The organism is Roseovarius sp. THAF27 (genome assembly GCF_009363655.1).
Classification (GTDB): Bacteria; Pseudomonadota; Alphaproteobacteria; order Rhodobacterales; family Rhodobacteraceae; genus Roseovarius.
On record NZ_CP045393.1, the window covers coordinates 940,895 to 957,546 of the forward strand.

Below are 16,652 nucleotides of genomic sequence, written 5' to 3' on the forward strand. Positions count from 1 at the left end.
AGATTCTAAAAAATCCAACAAGCTCTGCCGTTCAGCAGCCAAATCAAAATTGCCAACACGTTTTGACGACATTGCGTTGTTTTATCAGACTGGGGTGAGGACGATCGCCAGCCCTCGCGCCTGTTGACGAAGCGCGGGCGCGTTCCCGCATTGTGATCTGGGTTACATTTTGCGGAACGCGCGCGTCCAATCATGCGAGGGCGATCTGCGCCCCGAGAGATCCAGCGAAGTCGATACGAAGGCGACCCACACCGTTTGTGTGAGGCGCCTCAAGACCGCCCGCCGTTGGGTTCGCGCAGCTCCTGCGCAGCGCCGTCGCGCCCTTTGAACGTGTCCATGCTGCTGGCCACGCCGAAGATGCGGTTGAGGACGAAATCGAGCGCTCTTGTCGGCAAAAGGCCCCTCAAGAGCGGCAGAAGACGCACGATGCCCGGCATGTGGAGGAAGACCGCGTTGCGCTCCAACGCCCGAAGGATGCAGCGCGCGACATCTTCGGGCTGGAGGATCGGAATGACGCGCGAGCGCACCCCGTCGAACATGCCGGTGTGGATGTAATATGGCAGCACGGTTGTGACGCGGACGCCGGTGGCTGACCGCTCCAACTCTTGTCGGAGAGAATCCGACCAGCCCATGACCGCCCACTTGCTGGCGGCGTAGACGCTCATGTTCGGATTTGAAACGAGCGCCGCTGCCGAGGCAACATTGACTACGTGTCCCCGGCCATGCGCTACCATGCCGGGCAGTAGAGCGCGCGTCAGATGCATCAGCGCTCCCGTGTTGATCGCAATGGTTCGATCAATATCGGCGTGTCCATGTTCGAGGAAGGGCTTGCCCACCACGATCCCCGCGTTATTGATCAGCAGGTCAATCTCTGTTCCATCGGCCTCCAGCCTGGCGACGGCGGCGAGAACGGCCTCGGTGTCCGATACGTCTACGCGGTCGAAGGCGACGGCGCCTAAGGGGGCGAGACTGGCCCGCGCCGCCTCGATATTGGCTAAGCTTACATCCCAGACGATCAGGCGCGCCGCGCCGCGTTCCAGAAGCATCCGGCCCATCAAGAGCCCGATGCCCGAGGCGCCCCCGGTGATCAGTGCCGTGCGTCCCGTGATCTCCGTCATGACGATCTCCTCAGCGGCCGAAGGTTCGGATGGCAAACTCGGCGAACCGCCCGAAGGGGGGACGCAACAGAGCGAAGGCATCGACCGGCCCGGGGCGGAAGACGGAGCGCGCATGGCTTAGTCGCCGGAACCCGTCGCGTCCGTGGTAGGCGCCCATGCCGCTCGCCCCGACACCGCCGAAGGGAAGGTTCTCCTGCGCGATGTGCGCAATCGTGCCGTTGAGGGTCACACCGCCGGAGATGACGCGATCGAGGATGCGCCGTTGGGTTTTCCGATCCTTCGCGAAAGCATAAAGCGCAAGCGGCCGGTCGCGGCGGTTCACGATGGTCAGCGCGTCCTCCAGGTTGCGATAAGGAACGATGGGAAGCACGGGGCCGAAAATCTCCTCCGTCATCAGCACGCCCTGTTCGGGCGCCCCGATTACCACGGTCGGTGGCATCCTTCCTCCCCAGTTCCCTTGGGCGCTCAGGACACGCGCGCCAGCCTTCTCGGCCTCGGCGACGGCGTCTTCGAGCCGGCTGCGATGCCGCTCTGTGATGATGCTGGCATAGTCGCGCGCGGCAGATGCAGCGGGATAGCTCCCCTCTGCGGCTGCGAGCACCGCACGGGCGAGTGCCTCTTCCTGGCCGGCCGGCACGAGCGCGTAATCAGGCGCGATGCAAATCTGCCCGGCGTTCAGGAACTTGCCCTGCGCGATCGCCTGCGCTGCCGCGTGGAGGGAATAGCCCTCGGTCACGATAGCGGGCGATTTGCCCCCCAGTTCCAGCGTCACCGGCGTCAGGTTCTCGGCCGCCGCACGCATGACATGGCGTCCGACGGTGGTAGAGCCGGTGAACACCAGATGATCGAAGGGCAACGCGGTGAACGCGCGTGCCACATCCACATCGCCCATGATCACCGCGACTTCATCCGACTCGAAAGTCTTGCGGACGAGCTCTTCAAGCAGCTCGGAAAAACGAGGCGTCAGCTCCGACGGCTTGATCATCGCGCGGTTCCCTGCCGCGAGCGCATCCACCAGCGGACCGAGGCAGAGATAAAGAGGGAAGTTCCAGGGCGAAACGATGCCGACAACGCCCAGCGGCTCGTGCCGCACCCAGGCCCGCCCGCCGCGGAATGCGAGTGAGGGCGGGCGCCGCTCGTCCCGCATCCAGCGGGCAACATGAGACCGGGCATGCCGGATCGCACCCAGCAGTGGCACGATCTCCAGGATCTCGGTCTCATGCGCTGGTCGACCGCCAAAATCCGTGTCGATCGCGCGCGCGATCTCGGCCCGGTTCTTCTTTACCATATTGCGCAGCGCGTCCAAACGTCGCCGACGCACGGCAGCGTCCGGGATGCGTTCGGCCAATGCCGCATCGCGCATGAGGGCCAGGGTGTTCTCCATGAGTGTCGCTCCGCATCAAGTCGTGGCGGCGCACTCCATGAAAGGATGTCGCCAGCCGTACAAATTTGATAGATCTCTCAAGTTTTTGCAAGCCCCAAGCCGCCGACGCCACGCACGATCATTGCAGTCATCAGAGCGGCCGCTTCGGAACTGGATGGCCCCGGACGTTCATCCAGTTGCAGGATGGTCTCGAGACCCATCGCAAAAATCATCCGGGCAACGAGGTCGAGCTCCTGCGCCGACAGGGAACGGCCCGCCCCCCGTGCCACGTCACGCCGCAGGTCCTCGAGCATCTGCTCCATTGAGTCAAACTGGTGAAGCGAGGCACGCACATGGTGCTGGTTGCGTTCGATGAAGCCGCGTGCGCCTTCGATAGAAACAATATGCTCAAGTAACGCCTCGAAGGAGATGCGTAGCATGGTCTCCAGGTCGTCTGCTTTGGCCCGAGCGCGCGCCGTCAGGTCGCGAACCTGTTCGGTGAGGTCCTGAAGGAAGGCCTCGAACAGAGCCTCCTTGGAACCGAAATGGTTATAGAAGCTACCGGTCGAGACGCCGCTCTTCCGCACGATCCCGGCGATCGAGGCAGCGTCGAGCCCTTGTGTGGAAAAAGCATGCCAAGCGGCATGCCGAATTCGTTCACGCGCTTCCGAGGTGCGAGCCGCGCGTTTGGCGGATGGGGCATATTTGCGCGGTGCAGGTGACCGATGTATGGCGGCTCGCGTTTGTTCGGGCATTCGCGCCTTCCTGAACGTGGTGGCAGGTTCTTTCACATTAGCGTTCGGCGTGGATTTTCGCATCAGCCTTTGTCATCGAGAGAAGCGAAACCATCGAACTATCCTGCGCGGTGCGTCAGGACGACATATCAATTGACAAACCTACGGTTCGCGGCGCGAAGCTCAATGGATTATTTTTGGTCGTCTGCGTCGCTCAAGCAGGTTGGTGGAATATTGCCATTCGCCGCAGGCGGCGCGAGTGTCCGCTGTATGTTCGACTTGCGTCCGCAGATTCGGGGGAATCGCACAAACAACAATGTCCCAAAGACACGGCTACCGCTTGATCACATCGTGTAAAGCGATGAAGATCAGGGCCTTGATGCCGGCAAGGCTCACGGGATCAGCACCGTCGCGCCCAACGTCTTGCCGGATTCGATGGCTTCATGAGTTTTCACGGCGTCCTTAAGCGGGTATTCATAGTTGATATTGGCGTCGAGCAGCCCGTCGCCTATGGCCTTGAACAGGTCACCGGCGGTCCATTCCAGGTCGGATCTTTTGGCGACGTAGTGCATGATCGCCGGCCGCGTGATGAAAAGCGAACCACGCCGGCCGAGATCTTGGATGATGTCGACCGGGTCGGGCGGACCGGAGACATGACCATAGGCCGCGCAGACACCCATCGGCCGAAGGCTGTCGAGCGATTGCTGCAACGTGTCCTTGCCGATCGCCTCGTAGACCACCGCACAGCCCTCGCCGTCTGTCACCTCTCGTACCACGTCGACGAAGCTCTGTTCCGACCGGACGACCGGATAATGACAGCCCGCCGCGCGCGCCGCTTCGGCCTTTTCGGGGGTCGAGACGGTACCGACCACCGTCGCGTCGAGGGCCTTGGCCCACTGGCAAAGGATCAGGCCCATGCCCCCGGCGGCCGCATGAACGAGAATGGTGTCGCCCGGCTGCACCTTGTAGGTGCGGTGCAGCAGGTAATGGGCCGTCATCCCCTTCATCAGAAGGGCTGCGACCTCGCGCTCGTCCAGCCCATCGGGCAGGTGCAGAAGCTTGTCGGCGGGGTAGTTGCGAACCTCGGAATAACTGCCGAGCGGCGGGATGCCATAGGCGACACGATCACCAGACTGGAACTCCGTCACCCCGTCGCCCACGCCTTCTACGATGCCGACGCCCTCGAACCCGATCACGACGGGCGGCTCGGGCACCGGCCAGGGGTGCGAGATGCCGCCCCGGTGGTAGGTGTCGGCGTAATTCACGCCCACCGCGGTGTGCCGCAGGCGAACCTCTCCGGGGGCCGGGTCCGGCACGGGCCAGTCTTCCCATTGCATCGCGCTTGGCGGGCCCAGCTGGTGGATCACTTGTGCCTTGCTCATCGTCTCCTCCTGTCGATGGCCGTGGTTATCGGGGCGCGGGCGCGACCGGCCTCATGCCGTTTGCGCCGCGCCGAGTTGGTCCAATATCTGGCCATAGGCCGCCTCGCCCTGCGCGCCGACCACAACGTGCTGGCGCTGGAAGACCAAGGCGGGAACGCCTGTGATGCCGCGCGATGTCCAGAAGCGTTCCTTCTCCCTGACCACCGCCGCCCGGTCGCCGCGTTCCAGCACGGTGCGCGCCGCGTCGCGGTCGAGCCCGACGGAGGCGGCCACCTCGGCCAGCACATCCATGTCCGACACGTTGCGCCGCTCGGTAAAGAACGCCGCGAAAAGCGCCATCTTGACGTCATGCCCCTTGCCGTGATCACCGGCCCAGTCGATCAGCTGATGGGCACGGAAAGTGTTCCACATGCGCATGTCATCGGCGTAGTTGAACGTGAAGCCAAGCGCGGCGCCAAGCGCCGTCAGCCGGTCCCGTGCCTTGCGAGAGTCCTCTGCCGTCGTGCCGTACTTGGCGGCGAGGTGCTCGCGCAGGTTCTCGCCCTCTTCGGCCATGCCGGGGTTAAGCTCGAACGGGTGCCAGTAAGGCTCGAGCGGGGCTTGCCGCGCCTCGGCCGCGCTGGCCAGCTGACGATACCCGATCACGCACCAGGGGCAGACCACGTCCGAGACGATATCCACACGAATTGGCATTGTCCTACTCCTTGAAGCGGGCGGCATTGGCCGATGTCGCGGCCTCGACATCGCCCTCGCCAAAGGCCGAGGGCCGCGGTTTGGGCAGTTGCAGCGCGGCCTGGGTCTTGGGCCGTGCGTCGAGCCGGTCGAACCACGCCTGCAGGTTCGCCAACCCATCGACGTTCACCGTGGCCCAGAAATGGCTGCGCGCCCAGGGATATGTCGCCATATCGGCGATCGACAGATCATCGCCCACCAGCCAGTCGCGGCCCTGAAGACGCGTGTCGAGCACCTCGAGCAGTCGGCGGCTTTCGGTGACGTAGCGGTTGATGGCATAGGGCACCTCGTCACCGTTGGGCTTGGCGATGCGCTGGAAAAACATCGCCTGGCCCATCATCGGCCCGATATGGCCGACCTGGAAGAACAGCCATTGCAGGGTTTCCGACCGCTCGACCGGATCGGAGGACAGGAACCGTCCGTATTTTTCGGCGAGGTGCCACAGGATCGCCCCGGACTCGAAGGTCGCGCGGTCCTCGGCCCGGTCATAGATCGTCGGGATCTTGCCGTTGGGGTTCATCTTCACGTAGTCGGGCGCGTGCTGCTCCTTCTTCGAGAAGTCGACGTTCACCAGATCGTAGTCGACCTCGGCCTCATGCAGGAAGATCAGCGGCTTCCAGCCGTTCATCGTATTGGCGGTGTAGAGAACGATATCAGGCCGCGACATGGCCGACCTCCGCGAACAGGCTGTCGAGATAGGCGTCGAACCGGACGAGATCGGCATCGACCTGCGGGTTCTTCATCACGTCGAACGCGCCGAAACTGGGCTGGGGCGTCATGCCGAAGAACTTGGCGTTCAGGTGCACCGGCCGCAGAAGGTCATCCATCGACATGCCTTCGAAGAACGGTTGGGCGGGGTCGTCGAAAGCCTCGCTCGGCGCGTTGAACGTGGCCGAAATCATGTAGCGCGTGCCAGTCAGGGCGCCGCCCATGCCATAACTCGCTTTGGGCGCCTCGGCAGTGCGGCCATCGCCCGCGCAGAGGCGCCCGTCCATGCCCGCCGTATAGACCTCGTCCATGTATTTTTTGAACGTCCAAGGCACACCCATCCAGTTGATCGGAAATTGCAGGATCACGGTGTCGGCCCAGCGGTGGCTTTCGACCTCCGCCTCGACGTCGTAGCCGTCTGCGACGGTGGTCAGGCGCACGTCGTGGCCCTGCGCCTCCAGCCGGTCCTTCGCGCGCCCGGCCAGCGTGGCGTTCAGGCCGCCGGGGGCGAACCCATAAGGCTGTGCGCCGTTCAGGATGAGGATCTTGGTCATGTGGTCGGTCCTTTGTTCGTGTTCCGTTGCCGCTTGACTTGCAGCCATGTTGTGAAGAGGTTGGGAGCGCAAAGAACCAAAAGCAACCAGTATACTTTTGGTAACCTTTAATTGAGCACCTGAGGCACGCCATGGACGCGAGAGTGGAAGAGGACGAGAAAGGCCGCCGGCATGTCCGCGACGCCTGTGTCGAACCCTGCGCCATCGAACGCGGTATGCGGATCATCGGCGGAAAGTGGACCGGTTCGATCCTGTGGCACCTCAAGGACGGGCCGGTGCGCTTCAACGACCTGGCCCGCATGGTGGGCGGGGCTTCGAAGAAGATGATCACCGAACGGCTGCGGCAACTGGAGGCGCAGGGGCTGGTGCGGCGCGAGGTTCTCGATACCTCGCCGGTCTCGGTGCATTACGAGATCACGGAGTTCGGCATCTCGGCCCTTGGCTTTCTCGATGAGCTCCGCAAATGGAGCGAGGGCCTGCCGAAGGAGCTTTCCTCCGATGGCCAGTGACCTGCCACGACTGAAACCGGACCCGGTGCCCGAAATCCATCCCGTCCCGGAACACGAGGCCGGCGGCGCCCTGGGGGACGTCTACGCACGCACCAAACGTGGCCTCGGCGTCCCATGGATGGGTGTCGTCGCGATGGCATTCGCGCATTATCCGAAATTCTACGACAGCCTCTGGGCGGCGCTGGAACCCGTCGTCGGATCGGAGGCGTTTGCGTCGGCCTGCCAGTCTCTGCGGGACACCGCGGAAGCCGAAGCCGCAAAGCTGGACCCGCCCGGCATCCTGCCGCGTCTGGAACACATCGGCTATGGCCGCCGCGAACTGGATGAGATCCGCGCCTGCAACGAGGTCTTTTCCGACGGCAACATGCCCTATGTCCTGATGGCCACGGTGGCCCGGCTGCTTTTGGAGGGTCACGACTGGCCGGGGCAGGGCCCGCTCGAGCCACGGCAAACGCCCGTTTCGGCTGGCGACAGACCCGCCCTGATGGAAGCGCATCATGCCGATCCGTCGACGGCGGCGGTCTATGCGGATATCCGCGAGACGCTCGGCCTCCCCTTCGTGAACACCGATTACCGCGCCTTTGCCCGCTGGCCGAGCTACTTTGCCCCCGCGTGGACCGACCTGAAGCTGGCGGTGACCGGGCCGGGCTACTCCAATGCGGTACTGACCGTTCACCGGGCCGCGACCGACCTGGCCCTTGCCTTGCCCAACCCCACCGGCTTGACGCCCGGCGCGCTTCAGGCCGCTGCGCGCGAGGATGCAGTTCTGGCTGAGGTTCTCTCGGTCGTCCGATTGTTCCAGGGGCTCCTGCCGGGGCTGGCGGTGAATGTCGCCTTTCTCAGGGCGCAGCTCGCCCAGCAGGTCTCGCGCGTCTGATGGACAAGACGAACCGGTGACGGATCGGAGCATTGTTCGCCAACGGGTCTGGCCCGGACTGGAAGCGAACTCGGCAGAAAGACCGCTCGTGCGTCAGTATCAGATTGCCGGCGAGATAGGCTTGGCAGCATGATGCGGCTTGCCGGCTCAAAAGTTCGAGCCGCCTCACATCGAAGCAGGTTTCGGTCTTCAGCCCGCCAAAACTCACTGCAAGCTGAGCGCGCCAATTTGGCTGAAGGCCAGCCTCCTACCTACTGCAACTTCTTCAAACTGCAGACTGATCCACATCATACGTATTTGAAAGATTGTTTTTTGCAGTTTCGAAAGGGTTATCCACGAACGGCCAGCATTCGGAGCCAGGGCCAAGGTATCTGAATGTCGTGAAGTCAGGCGACGCGCCGCCGGGCGTCGCGGCCTGGATGACGCGTTTGGCTACGGCCCGGAACGGAGCATAGAAATGAAAGGTTGATTTCACCACCACCAGCTTTTTTGTGGCAAGCCGAATGCCCATCTGTTCGAACGCCTCGGGGTGATAAACCTGCGTGCGCAGATCATTGACCAGCAGGTCGACGCCGTTTGCGAGGCGCAGCCAGACAATTGTACCCAGCGGCTCCAGACCTTCGCCAAGGTGCTGACCAAGGCCTGACGCGACATGCACCACCTCGGCGTCTATATCGACTGGATCGCCCGAATCCGGCCCGACCTTGCCGCCGAGCCGAAGTGACAACCGTGCGCCACGACCCGCATCCTTGCAGATGCGCAGCACGACCGGATCCCAGTAGAACCCTGCCGCCACGTCCGAAAGTCCGCGCTTTAGAAGCTCACGCAGTACGAAGGTCGCGTCGCCGGGCGCGCCCGCGCCCGAATTGTCGCCCATGTCGGCCAGAACGATTGGTCCGTCAGTCGACGTCATCGCGCGGTCTAATGCCGTGTCGAGGTCCGGGTATGAAGCGTTGACAGCATCGCGCCGGGCAAAGAATGCCTTGCCGAAATTCTCGGCCGTCCGCGCAGCAAGCTCGGCATCATTATCCGTGATGACCAGAACACGGGTCCCGACATCGGCTACGTCAGCCCAGGGAAAGCCGTGGGCCAAAGAGACAGACAGAATGCCCGGCTGCGCTTCAAGAGCGTGCATTTCGCGTACGACCTCTTGCATCTCGCCTTCCTTGGTCAGGTAAAGGCCCAGCATTCGGCAATCGAACATGCTGCTGACGGGGCTGATTTCCTCGCGCGTCATCCGAAGCGCCAGATCGAAAAGCTCCCGCGCACGCGGGGCCGCGTCGTCGTGCGGATATTCCTTGAACGTCACGATCAAGTTCGCTGCCGAGAGCATCGCGTCGGTCAGGTGACAATGCAGATCGAGGCTGACGCCGATGATGGCATCAGGGCAAAGGTTGCGCACGGCCTGCAGGATGTCGCCCTCGCAATCCTCGACGTGTTGGGCAACCATCGCGCCATGCAGTTGCAGCAGGATCACGTCGGCCCCGCCGGCCTGCTCAAGATCCGACAGGATCTCGCCCCGTAGCGCATCATAGGTGGAGGCGACGGTCGGCCCGGCGGGCTCGGCAATCGCGGCGAGGCTTTCCGTCACCTCCCACCCCAGGGCTTCGGCGCGCCTGCGCCACAGGTGTAGCGCCTCGGTCATCAGGTTGGGCGGATCTTGCGTCGCCGTGCCGTGGCGCAGGTAAAACTCCTCGAAGCCGGACATGGCCGTCGGCATGGGCGAGAACGTGTTCGTCTCGGTCGATAGCGTCGCCATGAAGAGCTTCATCACCGGCCCCTGTTTCTGTCTTGTCTCATGTCTTGCGGCCCAACTTGTCAGGGCCGCACCGGCCGGGTTTGCTACCGGCCGGTCACTTTGTTCAAAACGTGGCCGATTTTCAGACCTTCCACCACCGCTCCATGAACTTCGCACCGTCGAGGTCTTGGTTCGAGGCGAATGTGTCGGGCGTTCCTACCGTGTCGCCGGTGGCAAACACGTATGAGGCGAACATCGGTATGGCGACGCCGCCCTTGTTGGCGACGATGTCCTGCATTTCGAAATACATCTCGCGGCGCTTGGCCTCATCAAGCTCGGCCCGGGCCTCGACCAGCAGAGCATCGAATCGCTCGTTGGACCACAAACTTTCGTTCCACGACACCCCGGACTTGAAGGCGAGAGAGAACATCAGATCCTCGACTGGACGACCGGCCCAGTAACTCGCGCACCAGGGAGCTTTCTTCCAGATGTCGCTCCAGTACCCGTCGTTGGGCTCGCGCGAGACCTCGACGTTGATGCCACATTCCTTGGCCGAGTTCTGGATCAGGAGAGCTGCGTCAATTGCCCCGGGGAAGGCAGCATCGGAGGCGGAAAGCCGGACATCCAGGCTGTCGAGACCGGCCTGTTTCAGGAAGTGCTTCGCCTTGTCGGGGTCATAGGTTTTCTGCTCCAGATCGGTATTGAAGAACCTTTGACCCGAGCCGATGGGGTGGTCATTGCCCACGCCGCCGTAGCCAAAGAGGATCTTTTCGACCAGTTCCTCGCGGTCGATGCCCCACTTTATCGCCTGGCGGACGTTGTTGTCGTCGAAGGGCGATGTGTTGGTCAACATCGGGAAGGAATAATGCTGGGTGCCCGCGACAGAGTGAAGGTTGATCCCCGGTTTCCTGGCGAAGAGTGTTGCTGTCTTCAGGTCGACCTTGTTGATGATATCCACGTCGCCAGAGACTGCGGCGGTCATTCGGGCGTTGGTGTCCAGCAGGGTCAGCAGGCGCCAGTTTTCGACGTGTCCGACGGCATCTGTCCAATGATTTTCGAAACGGGACAGGTCCGCCGAGACGCCCGGATCGAAATTGTCCAGACGGTACGCGCCGCAGCCGATTCCGGACTGCCAGTCGATCTCGCCGTCCGCAGACGGCAGGATCGGAAAGTGATAATCGCTGAGGGCTGCCGGAAAATCCGCGTTGCCGGCGTCGAGTTCGAAAATGACTGTATCTGACCCATCGGCGCGGATTTCCGTGACGTTGGCCACCAGAGGCGCTCCCGCGGACTCGGACTGCTCGCCACGATGGTAGTTTATGGAGGCGATGACATCTTCGACGGTAACCGGCTTGCCGTTATGGAATTCGACCCCTTGGCGGAGTTTGAACGTCCATGCCTTTGCATCCGGCGACGCCTCCCAGGATTCGGCGATGGAGGGTCGCACGGCACTGTTGGCATCGATCTCGGTCAGATAACCGTTTACACCGAGAGCCAGAGGGATAAGGAATCCTGCCTCGAGCCTACCTGGGTCCAGCGTGTCGGTCGTGGCCCCATGGCCGATGCCGACGGTCAGCATGCCACCCTTTTGCGGCGTGGCGGCGACGGCGCGGTCTGCGAGGCCGGTTGCGGCAGCCACACCAAGACCTGTGGCCAATGCACCGCGCATGAAGTCACGACGCCCCATCTGGCGCGAAATTAGGCGGGTCTCGAGTAGGCTGAGATACTGTTGCTTGTTCATGTCGGGGTCTCCCATTGCGTCCTCGTTTGCAAAGGGATCGGCCGAATCCTTTTGCAAAACAACTCAGCGGCCTTATGCTTTCTTGAGCGACCTTAAGCGACTTGCGGACGAAGTTTCATGACAGAGCATCTTGCCGAGAACCTGCGATATCTTTGTGCCGAGAAACCCTCGGTCGCTCAGGTCTGTCGCGAGATCGGGATCAATCACCAACAATTCAGCAAGTATCTGGCGGGGCGCGCAAGACCTTCGGCGCATAACCTGCGCAGGATCAGCACGTATTTTGGCCTGGACGATGCGCAGTTGTTGGGCCCCCATGACAGGCTGGTCGACGCGGTCACAAGGCGGCAGCGATCCCTTTCGGACAGGCGCAAGGATCCGTTCGCTGTGGCTTTTCCCGGCGACCTTCCCAAACTGCGTCCACTGTTGGGCACGTATCAAGTGCATTTCCTATCTCCGGCGGCTCCTGGCAGCATCGTGGTGAATACCGCGTTTCTTGATGAGCGCGATGGTCTCGTGCACACACGGCTTATCGAAACCATGCCGGACTCGGCCACCAGCGCCCGCCGCTGGACTCGGTGCGACGGCAAGGCGGCCTATCATAGTGGGCGGATATTCGTGATCGATTTCGAGGAAAAGAACGAAGGCGCGTTCACGATGTCGATCCTGATTCCGCCCCACCGGCACAACAAACAGTTGTTGTTCGGAAAGATGTCCTTCCTGGCGTCCTTGCCTCGCCGGACGCCCTTTGCCTCGGACGTTGTGTGGAAGCGCGTGAGCGACTACAGATCCACACGCGACGTACTGCGGTCCTGCGGGATCTACGAGGCGGATAGCCGCAAGATCGACCCGGCTATCAGGAAGTACCTGGCGACAGGGCGTGAAGAGACGTCCTTGTAACGCAAGTCGACCGCGCGCTCAAAGCTCAAGTAGCTTTGTTGGTCGAAGTCGTGGTTGGGTCACTGATGGCGCTGATCGCAACCCAAGTGAATGGCAACGCGGGAATATTTTACATGGAAATTTAGGCATCCTAAAAAAGCGTCTACCGGCTATCTTTCAAACCTGTTCCTCATATCAAACAACCAGGTACGCAAATGCGATGTGGCATCTGATACTTAATGCAGGTCGTCCATTTGGGACTGGGCATTCACTTCACTCTTCTCAAAAAACGCTTCAACCGCTCATCTCTCGGGTGACCCAGCACTTCCTCGGGCGGACCTTGCTCCACAATACGCCCCCCATCCATGAATATGACGCGATCCGCGATCTCGCGCGCGAACTGCATTTCGTGGGTTACAATCAGCATGGTCTGACGACGCTCGGCCACCCGTCGAATGAGGTCGAGGACTTCTCCCACCCATTCGGGGTCAAGCGCAGAGGTCGGCTCGTCAAACAGCATCAGAGACGCATCAAGTGCCATGGCGCGGCCGATCCCGACGCGTTGCTGTTGCCCGCCTGAAAGCGCTGCTGGGTAGCTGTCTGCCTTCTCGGCCAACCCTGTTTCGGCCAGCACCTCCATTGCGCGACGCTCGGCCTCGTCTCGGGGACGCTTCTGGACGGTTGTCAGCGCCTCCATGATATTCTGCTTGGCGGTTTTGTTGGCAAAGAGGGCATAGTTCTGGAACACGAATGCCGTGCAGCGCCGAAGGGCAAGGATATCGGCGCGCGATGCACGTGCCGTATCCACCGTGAGGCCGCCGATCGAGATGCTGCCGGATTGCGGCCGGTCGAGAAAGTTGACGCAGCGCAACAAGGTGGATTTGCCTGTGCCCGATGGTCCGATCACGACGACGCGCTCACCCTCCTCGATCGTCAGGTCGATGTTGTCCAGCACTGGTGTGCCATCGAATCGCTTGGTCAATCCCTCGATCTTGATCATCGCACGTATCCTTTGTTCAACCAGATCTCGAGCCGTTGCTGACCTTGATTCAGTATCTCAACGATGATCCAGTAGATGATTGCCACCACGAGGAAGGCTTCGAAATAGAGGAAGCTCCCGGCCGCCTCCTTCTGCGCTGCGCCCATCATCTCGGTCACGCCCAGAGTGAAGGCAAGCGAGGTGCCCTTGATCATGTCGATGAAGTAGTTGACCAGCGTCGGCGCGGCGATCCGTGTTGCTTGCGGAAGTACAATTCTGCGCATCATCTGGCCCTGAGTCATACCGATGGATTGCGCGGCCTCCCATTGGCTGCGGTCGACGCCTGCAATGGCTGCGCGGATGCTCTCTGCCATGTAGGCGGAGAAGTGGAGCGTCAGCCCCATGATCGCCGCGGTCACGCCATTGATCTGGGTCAGGAGGGACAACACCTGAGGCAGCCCGTAATAGAACAGGAAGAGTTGAACGAGCAGTGGTGTGCCGCGAAAAAAGCTGATGAAAAGCATCACCAGCCAGTCCAGAACCGGCACTTTAAATACCCGTTCAACCGCCAGAAGCGACCCGAGGATGAGCGCCAGCACCATTCCGGCCCCGGCCATGAACAGGGTGAGCGGTACGTAGCCCAGGATAACGGGCACCAGCCCGAGCATGTAGTCGAGGTCAAGTGCCCGCATGGTTCAGTTCACTCCGCCGATTTCGTGATATCGCTGTCGAACCACTTGTGCGAGATCTCGGTCAGCGTGCCGTCTTCCTGCAAACTGGTCAGCGCGGCATCGACACGGTCGCGCATGGCCTGTCCCGCCTCGTCACTGCGAAAGGGGAGCGCATTGCGGATCTCGGAAAATGGCGCGCCCGCCAGTTCCAGCGGGAGAGGGCTCTCCGCGATCACTTGCGCCGAGGAAACGCGGTCCATCACAAAGGCATCGACGCGCCCGAGCGCCGTATCCTGCTCTATATTGGACTCATACGTCCGTATGTCGATTTCATCGGCGTTCGGCAGATCGTGCAGCAATTGCTCGAAGTTCGAGCCGAGGTTGACGGCAACGGTCTTTCCAGAAAGGTCCTCGACGCTTTCGATCTCCGAGTTGCCTTCACGCGTCACGACCTGGGCGCCATCAATCACGTAGGGCTGCGTGAAGATGAACTTGGCCTCTCGCTCGGGCGTGATCGTGATCTGGTTTGCGATCGTGTCGATCCGCTCAGCTTCAAGCGCTCCGATGAGGCCCGAAAAGGACATCGTCTCGAACTCGATCTCGAGCCCGGCTTCTTCTCCGACGGCATTCATCACATCGACTTCGAACCCTTGCAATTCGTCCTGGCGCACGAAGGTGAAGGGGAAGTATCCGCCGGACATGCCAACGCGCAGCGTTTCGGTGTCTTGCGCCAAGACCGGCGCACCAGCGATGGCGGCTGCGACGGAGATGGCGGGGAGGATCTGTTTCAGCATTTTCTGGCTCCTTGTGGCCGTTTGAAGGGCATACGTGCCCATGCAATTGTCGACCCACAACCAACATGGTGGAAAAAGGATGCTGTCCACGTGATAAATACCACCGGCGCACTTTGGTTCCCTGGAAGATCTTAGGTAGGGTGTAATGTTCCATACCCTTCGGAAAACCCAGAACGGAACAAGTGCTGCATACCTGAATTTCACGTACCACTTAATTGAGCGTGAGCTGGTCCAGCGTACCTCGGCATTGGCAATGACCACTAAGCCCGGCCCTCGCGCTGTTCATCTGGTTCACGCGAAGCATTGATCTCGTAGGCGCCGGCGGAATAGGTGAGTTCATAGCTGTGGCTGTAGAGCTCAAAGACGATGCCGAATGGGTCTTCGACGTAAACCATCCGGTAGGGCTTCATCCCGGGGAAGTACTCGCGTATCGGCATACGCTGCCGTCCGCCGGCTTCAACAATCCGTTGGGCCAAACCTTCGACGTCCGGGTCCTGTACCGCGAAGTGGAACGTGCCGTGGCGCTTGTGTTCGAGCTTGTCCCCGGGCGCATAGCTGCCGGGGAACTCGAATATCTCGATCCCGAACCGTCGGCGGTCGACAGATGCGCGATCCTCAGCGAGCCCCATCCACGGCCGAACACGTCCGTGCACATGATGCCGATGGCGCTCTCGTCCTCTACGGCCTCAGAGGGTTCCATCACGACGTAGAACCCGAGTACTTCGGAGTAGAATTTCACGGCCGCGTCAAGGTCCGGAACGGACAGGCCGATGTGGGAAAAGGTGCGTGGTGTCTGGGGCATCTCATATCTCCATTGGTGTTGTGTTGACGCCGATATGGGCCGCCTGCACTTTTTTGTGAAATTATCAATCAACATAGAAATCAGAATGAATCTTTATCTCCCAATGCTCAACTCCACTTGGCTCGAAACCTTTACCACGCTTTGCGAAACCGGGCACTTCACCCAGGCCGCGGCGCGTCTGAACATGACCCAACCGGGCGTGAGTCAGCATCTCAGGAAACTCGAGCAGCAGGTCGGACAGGGGCTCATCAGTCGGCAGGGCAAGAGCTTCACGCTCACCCCGGCGGGCGAAGCGGTCTTCGATCTCGGTCTGTCGCGCCGCGCTGAGGAGAAGCATCTGCGCGACGCCATCGAGGCAGATTACCCGGACACTGGGCCGGTTCACATCGCATGTTCCGGCAGCTTCGCGATGCTACTTTACCCTATCCTGCTGCCTTGGATGCGCGGCGCACCCAACCTGAGCGTCCATCTCACGGCCGCGCCGCAGGCCGAGATTCTGGCAGGGCTTCTGGAAGGACGCTTCGACCTGGGCGTGCTCTGGGCGGACCCCAATCACGCGCGACTTGAAGGCAAACGTATTGGACGCGAGGAGCTGTGTCTCGTCCTGCCGGCGGACGCAGCCGACACGCCTGTGTCTTTCGCCGACCTCGAGGCTCGCGGTTTCATCGCGCATCCCGACGGATATGGCTATGCCGACGACTTGCTGAGGCTGAATTTCCCGGACGACTACCCTGGCGCCGACCGACTGAGCGTGCGCGGTTCAGTGAACCAAATCGGTCAGATCCCTGCGGCCGTGGCAAACGGGATCGGGTACACACTCCTTCCTCGAAGCGGCTTGGAGGCTTTCAGCGAAAAAGAGAACCTCTCCATCGCCCAGCTTCCCAAGCGACGCTGGCACGATCTCTGGCTCGTCGAGCGCTGCGGCCGTCGCTTGTCGGCGCGAGCGCGATACGCGCAAGACATGATCGAGGAGGCGGCCGCACAGCTCCAATGAAAAGCAATACAGGCCTGTGGAAGCGCGATGACGGGTGTTCACACAAACGCTTGTGTCGATGCTCACGGCCCAGAGCGGCC

The 16,652-nt window shown here is 61.5% G+C and carries 16 protein-coding genes and 1 pseudogene; 4 read left to right on the forward strand and 13 right to left on the reverse strand.

The genetic code is table 11. The annotated features are described in order from the left end of the window. Positions 1-269: 269 nt before the first annotated feature. The 7 genes from FIU89_RS04775 to FIU89_RS04805 all read right to left on the reverse strand — a co-directional run bounded on the left by FIU89_RS04775 (position 270) and on the right by FIU89_RS04805 (position 6,591). Positions 270-1,118, reverse strand: a complete 849-nt coding sequence (locus tag FIU89_RS04775) for an SDR family NAD(P)-dependent oxidoreductase (RefSeq protein ID WP_152491534.1) — start codon at positions 1,116-1,118, stop codon at positions 270-272. A gap of 10 nt (positions 1,119-1,128) precedes the next feature. Further along, the gene (locus FIU89_RS04780; RefSeq protein ID WP_152491535.1) at positions 1,129-2,502 is read right to left on the reverse strand and encodes a coniferyl aldehyde dehydrogenase; all 1,374 of its coding nucleotides are present in this window, start codon (positions 2,500-2,502) and stop codon (positions 1,129-1,131) included. A gap of 77 nt (positions 2,503-2,579) precedes the next feature. After that, positions 2,580-3,236: a TetR/AcrR family transcriptional regulator gene (locus FIU89_RS04785; protein WP_172978026.1), complete on the reverse strand. Its 657-nt coding sequence runs from the start codon at positions 3,234-3,236 to the stop codon at positions 2,580-2,582. A 371-nt stretch (positions 3,237-3,607) separates the two neighbouring features. After that, positions 3,608-4,597: a quinone oxidoreductase gene (locus tag FIU89_RS04790; protein ID WP_152491537.1), complete on the reverse strand. Its 990-nt coding sequence runs from the start codon at positions 4,595-4,597 to the stop codon at positions 3,608-3,610. Between the two features lie 51 nt (positions 4,598-4,648). After that, complete coding sequence (locus FIU89_RS04795; protein ID WP_152491538.1) at positions 4,649-5,290, reverse strand: DsbA family oxidoreductase; 642 nt, start codon at positions 5,288-5,290, stop codon at positions 4,649-4,651. Between the two features lie 4 nt (positions 5,291-5,294). Next, entirely contained in the window at positions 5,295-5,996 is a 702-nt protein-coding gene (locus tag FIU89_RS04800; RefSeq protein WP_152491539.1) for a glutathione S-transferase family protein, read from the reverse strand. Continuing rightward, on the reverse strand, positions 5,983-6,591 hold the full coding sequence (locus tag FIU89_RS04805) for an NAD(P)H-dependent oxidoreductase (RefSeq protein WP_152491540.1): 609 nt from the start codon (positions 6,589-6,591) through the stop codon (positions 5,983-5,985). Before FIU89_RS04805 ends, FIU89_RS04800 begins: the two co-directional genes overlap by 14 nt. Positions 6,592-6,722: 131 nt before the next feature. On the opposite strand from FIU89_RS04805, the gene FIU89_RS04810 reads away from it, so the two are divergent. Next, positions 6,723-7,100 carry a helix-turn-helix domain-containing protein gene (locus FIU89_RS04810; protein WP_152491541.1) on the forward strand — a complete coding sequence of 126 codons (378 nt, stop codon included), beginning with the start codon at positions 6,723-6,725 and terminating at the stop codon, positions 7,098-7,100. Continuing rightward, positions 7,090-7,977, forward strand: a complete 888-nt coding sequence (locus tag FIU89_RS04815) for a hypothetical protein (protein WP_172978027.1) — start codon at positions 7,090-7,092, stop codon at positions 7,975-7,977. Before FIU89_RS04810 ends, FIU89_RS04815 begins: the two co-directional genes overlap by 11 nt. Positions 7,978-8,242: 265 nt before the next feature. Here FIU89_RS04815 and FIU89_RS04820 read toward each other — a convergent pair whose 3' ends face one another. Both FIU89_RS04820 and FIU89_RS04825 read right to left on the reverse strand, forming a co-directional pair. Then, a complete protein-coding gene (locus FIU89_RS04820; protein WP_152491543.1) occupies positions 8,243-9,892 on the reverse strand; it encodes a M81 family metallopeptidase in 1,650 nt (549 codons plus the stop codon). Beyond that, the gene (locus FIU89_RS04825) at positions 9,858-11,456 is read right to left on the reverse strand and encodes an ABC transporter substrate-binding protein (RefSeq protein ID WP_152491544.1); all 1,599 of its coding nucleotides are present in this window, start codon (positions 11,454-11,456) and stop codon (positions 9,858-9,860) included. The genes FIU89_RS04820 and FIU89_RS04825 overlap by 35 nt, the downstream gene beginning before the upstream one ends. Before the next feature lie 117 nt (positions 11,457-11,573). Here FIU89_RS04825 and FIU89_RS04830 point away from each other — a divergent pair, with 117 nt between their 5' ends. Then, positions 11,574-12,353, forward strand: coding sequence for a helix-turn-helix domain-containing protein (locus tag FIU89_RS04830; RefSeq protein WP_152491545.1), 780 nt, complete (start codon positions 11,574-11,576; stop codon positions 12,351-12,353). Positions 12,354-12,600: 247 nt separating this feature from the next. Here FIU89_RS04830 and FIU89_RS04835 read toward each other — a convergent pair whose 3' ends face one another. The 4 genes and pseudogenes from FIU89_RS04835 to FIU89_RS04850 form a co-directional block, all read right to left on the reverse strand. Further along, the gene (locus FIU89_RS04835) at positions 12,601-13,332 is read right to left on the reverse strand and encodes an amino acid ABC transporter ATP-binding protein (RefSeq protein WP_152491546.1); all 732 of its coding nucleotides are present in this window, start codon (positions 13,330-13,332) and stop codon (positions 12,601-12,603) included. Then, positions 13,329-14,003: an amino acid ABC transporter permease gene (locus tag FIU89_RS04840; protein ID WP_152491547.1), complete on the reverse strand. Its 675-nt coding sequence runs from the start codon at positions 14,001-14,003 to the stop codon at positions 13,329-13,331. The genes FIU89_RS04835 and FIU89_RS04840 overlap by 4 nt, the downstream gene beginning before the upstream one ends. 8 nt (positions 14,004-14,011) lie before the next feature. Beyond that, positions 14,012-14,776: an amino acid ABC transporter substrate-binding protein gene (locus tag FIU89_RS04845; protein WP_152491548.1), complete on the reverse strand. Its 765-nt coding sequence runs from the start codon at positions 14,774-14,776 to the stop codon at positions 14,012-14,014. Between the two features lie 260 nt (positions 14,777-15,036). Then, positions 15,037-15,578: pseudogene (locus tag FIU89_RS04850) on the reverse strand (lactoylglutathione lyase family protein). A gap of 103 nt (positions 15,579-15,681) precedes the next feature. Between FIU89_RS04850 and FIU89_RS04855 the strand changes: the two are divergent. Further along, positions 15,682-16,572: a LysR family transcriptional regulator gene (locus FIU89_RS04855; RefSeq protein ID WP_152494404.1), complete on the forward strand. Its 891-nt coding sequence runs from the start codon at positions 15,682-15,684 to the stop codon at positions 16,570-16,572. Positions 16,573-16,652: the final 80 nt, after the last annotated feature.

Coding starts and splice junctions, on each gene's coding strand:
- FIU89_RS04775 (WP_152491534.1), bottom strand. CDS start 1,118: ATGACGGAGATCACGGGACGCACGGCACTGATCACCGGGGGCGCCTCG.
- FIU89_RS04780 (WP_152491535.1), bottom strand. CDS start 2,502: ATGGAGAACACCCTGGCCCTCATGCGCGATGCGGCATTGGCCGAACGC.
- FIU89_RS04785 (WP_172978026.1), bottom strand. CDS start 3,236: ATGCCCGAACAAACGCGAGCCGCCATACATCGGTCACCTGCACCGCGC.
- FIU89_RS04790 (WP_152491537.1), bottom strand. CDS start 4,597: ATGAGCAAGGCACAAGTGATCCACCAGCTGGGCCCGCCAAGCGCGATG.
- FIU89_RS04795 (WP_152491538.1), bottom strand. CDS start 5,290: ATGCCAATTCGTGTGGATATCGTCTCGGACGTGGTCTGCCCCTGGTGC.
- FIU89_RS04800 (WP_152491539.1), bottom strand. CDS start 5,996: ATGTCGCGGCCTGATATCGTTCTCTACACCGCCAATACGATGAACGGC.
- FIU89_RS04805 (WP_152491540.1), bottom strand. CDS start 6,591: ATGACCAAGATCCTCATCCTGAACGGCGCACAGCCTTATGGGTTCGCC.
- FIU89_RS04810 (WP_152491541.1), top strand. CDS start 6,723: ATGGACGCGAGAGTGGAAGAGGACGAGAAAGGCCGCCGGCATGTCCGC.
- FIU89_RS04815 (WP_172978027.1), top strand. CDS start 7,090: ATGGCCAGTGACCTGCCACGACTGAAACCGGACCCGGTGCCCGAAATC.
- FIU89_RS04825 (WP_152491544.1), bottom strand. CDS start 11,456: ATGAACAAGCAACAGTATCTCAGCCTACTCGAGACCCGCCTAATTTCG.
- FIU89_RS04830 (WP_152491545.1), top strand. CDS start 11,574: ATGACAGAGCATCTTGCCGAGAACCTGCGATATCTTTGTGCCGAGAAA.
- FIU89_RS04835 (WP_152491546.1), bottom strand. CDS start 13,332: ATGATCAAGATCGAGGGATTGACCAAGCGATTCGATGGCACACCAGTG.
- FIU89_RS04840 (WP_152491547.1), bottom strand. CDS start 14,003: ATGCGGGCACTTGACCTCGACTACATGCTCGGGCTGGTGCCCGTTATC.
- FIU89_RS04845 (WP_152491548.1), bottom strand. CDS start 14,776: ATGCTGAAACAGATCCTCCCCGCCATCTCCGTCGCAGCCGCCATCGCT.
- FIU89_RS04855 (WP_152494404.1), top strand. CDS start 15,682: ATGCTCAACTCCACTTGGCTCGAAACCTTTACCACGCTTTGCGAAACC.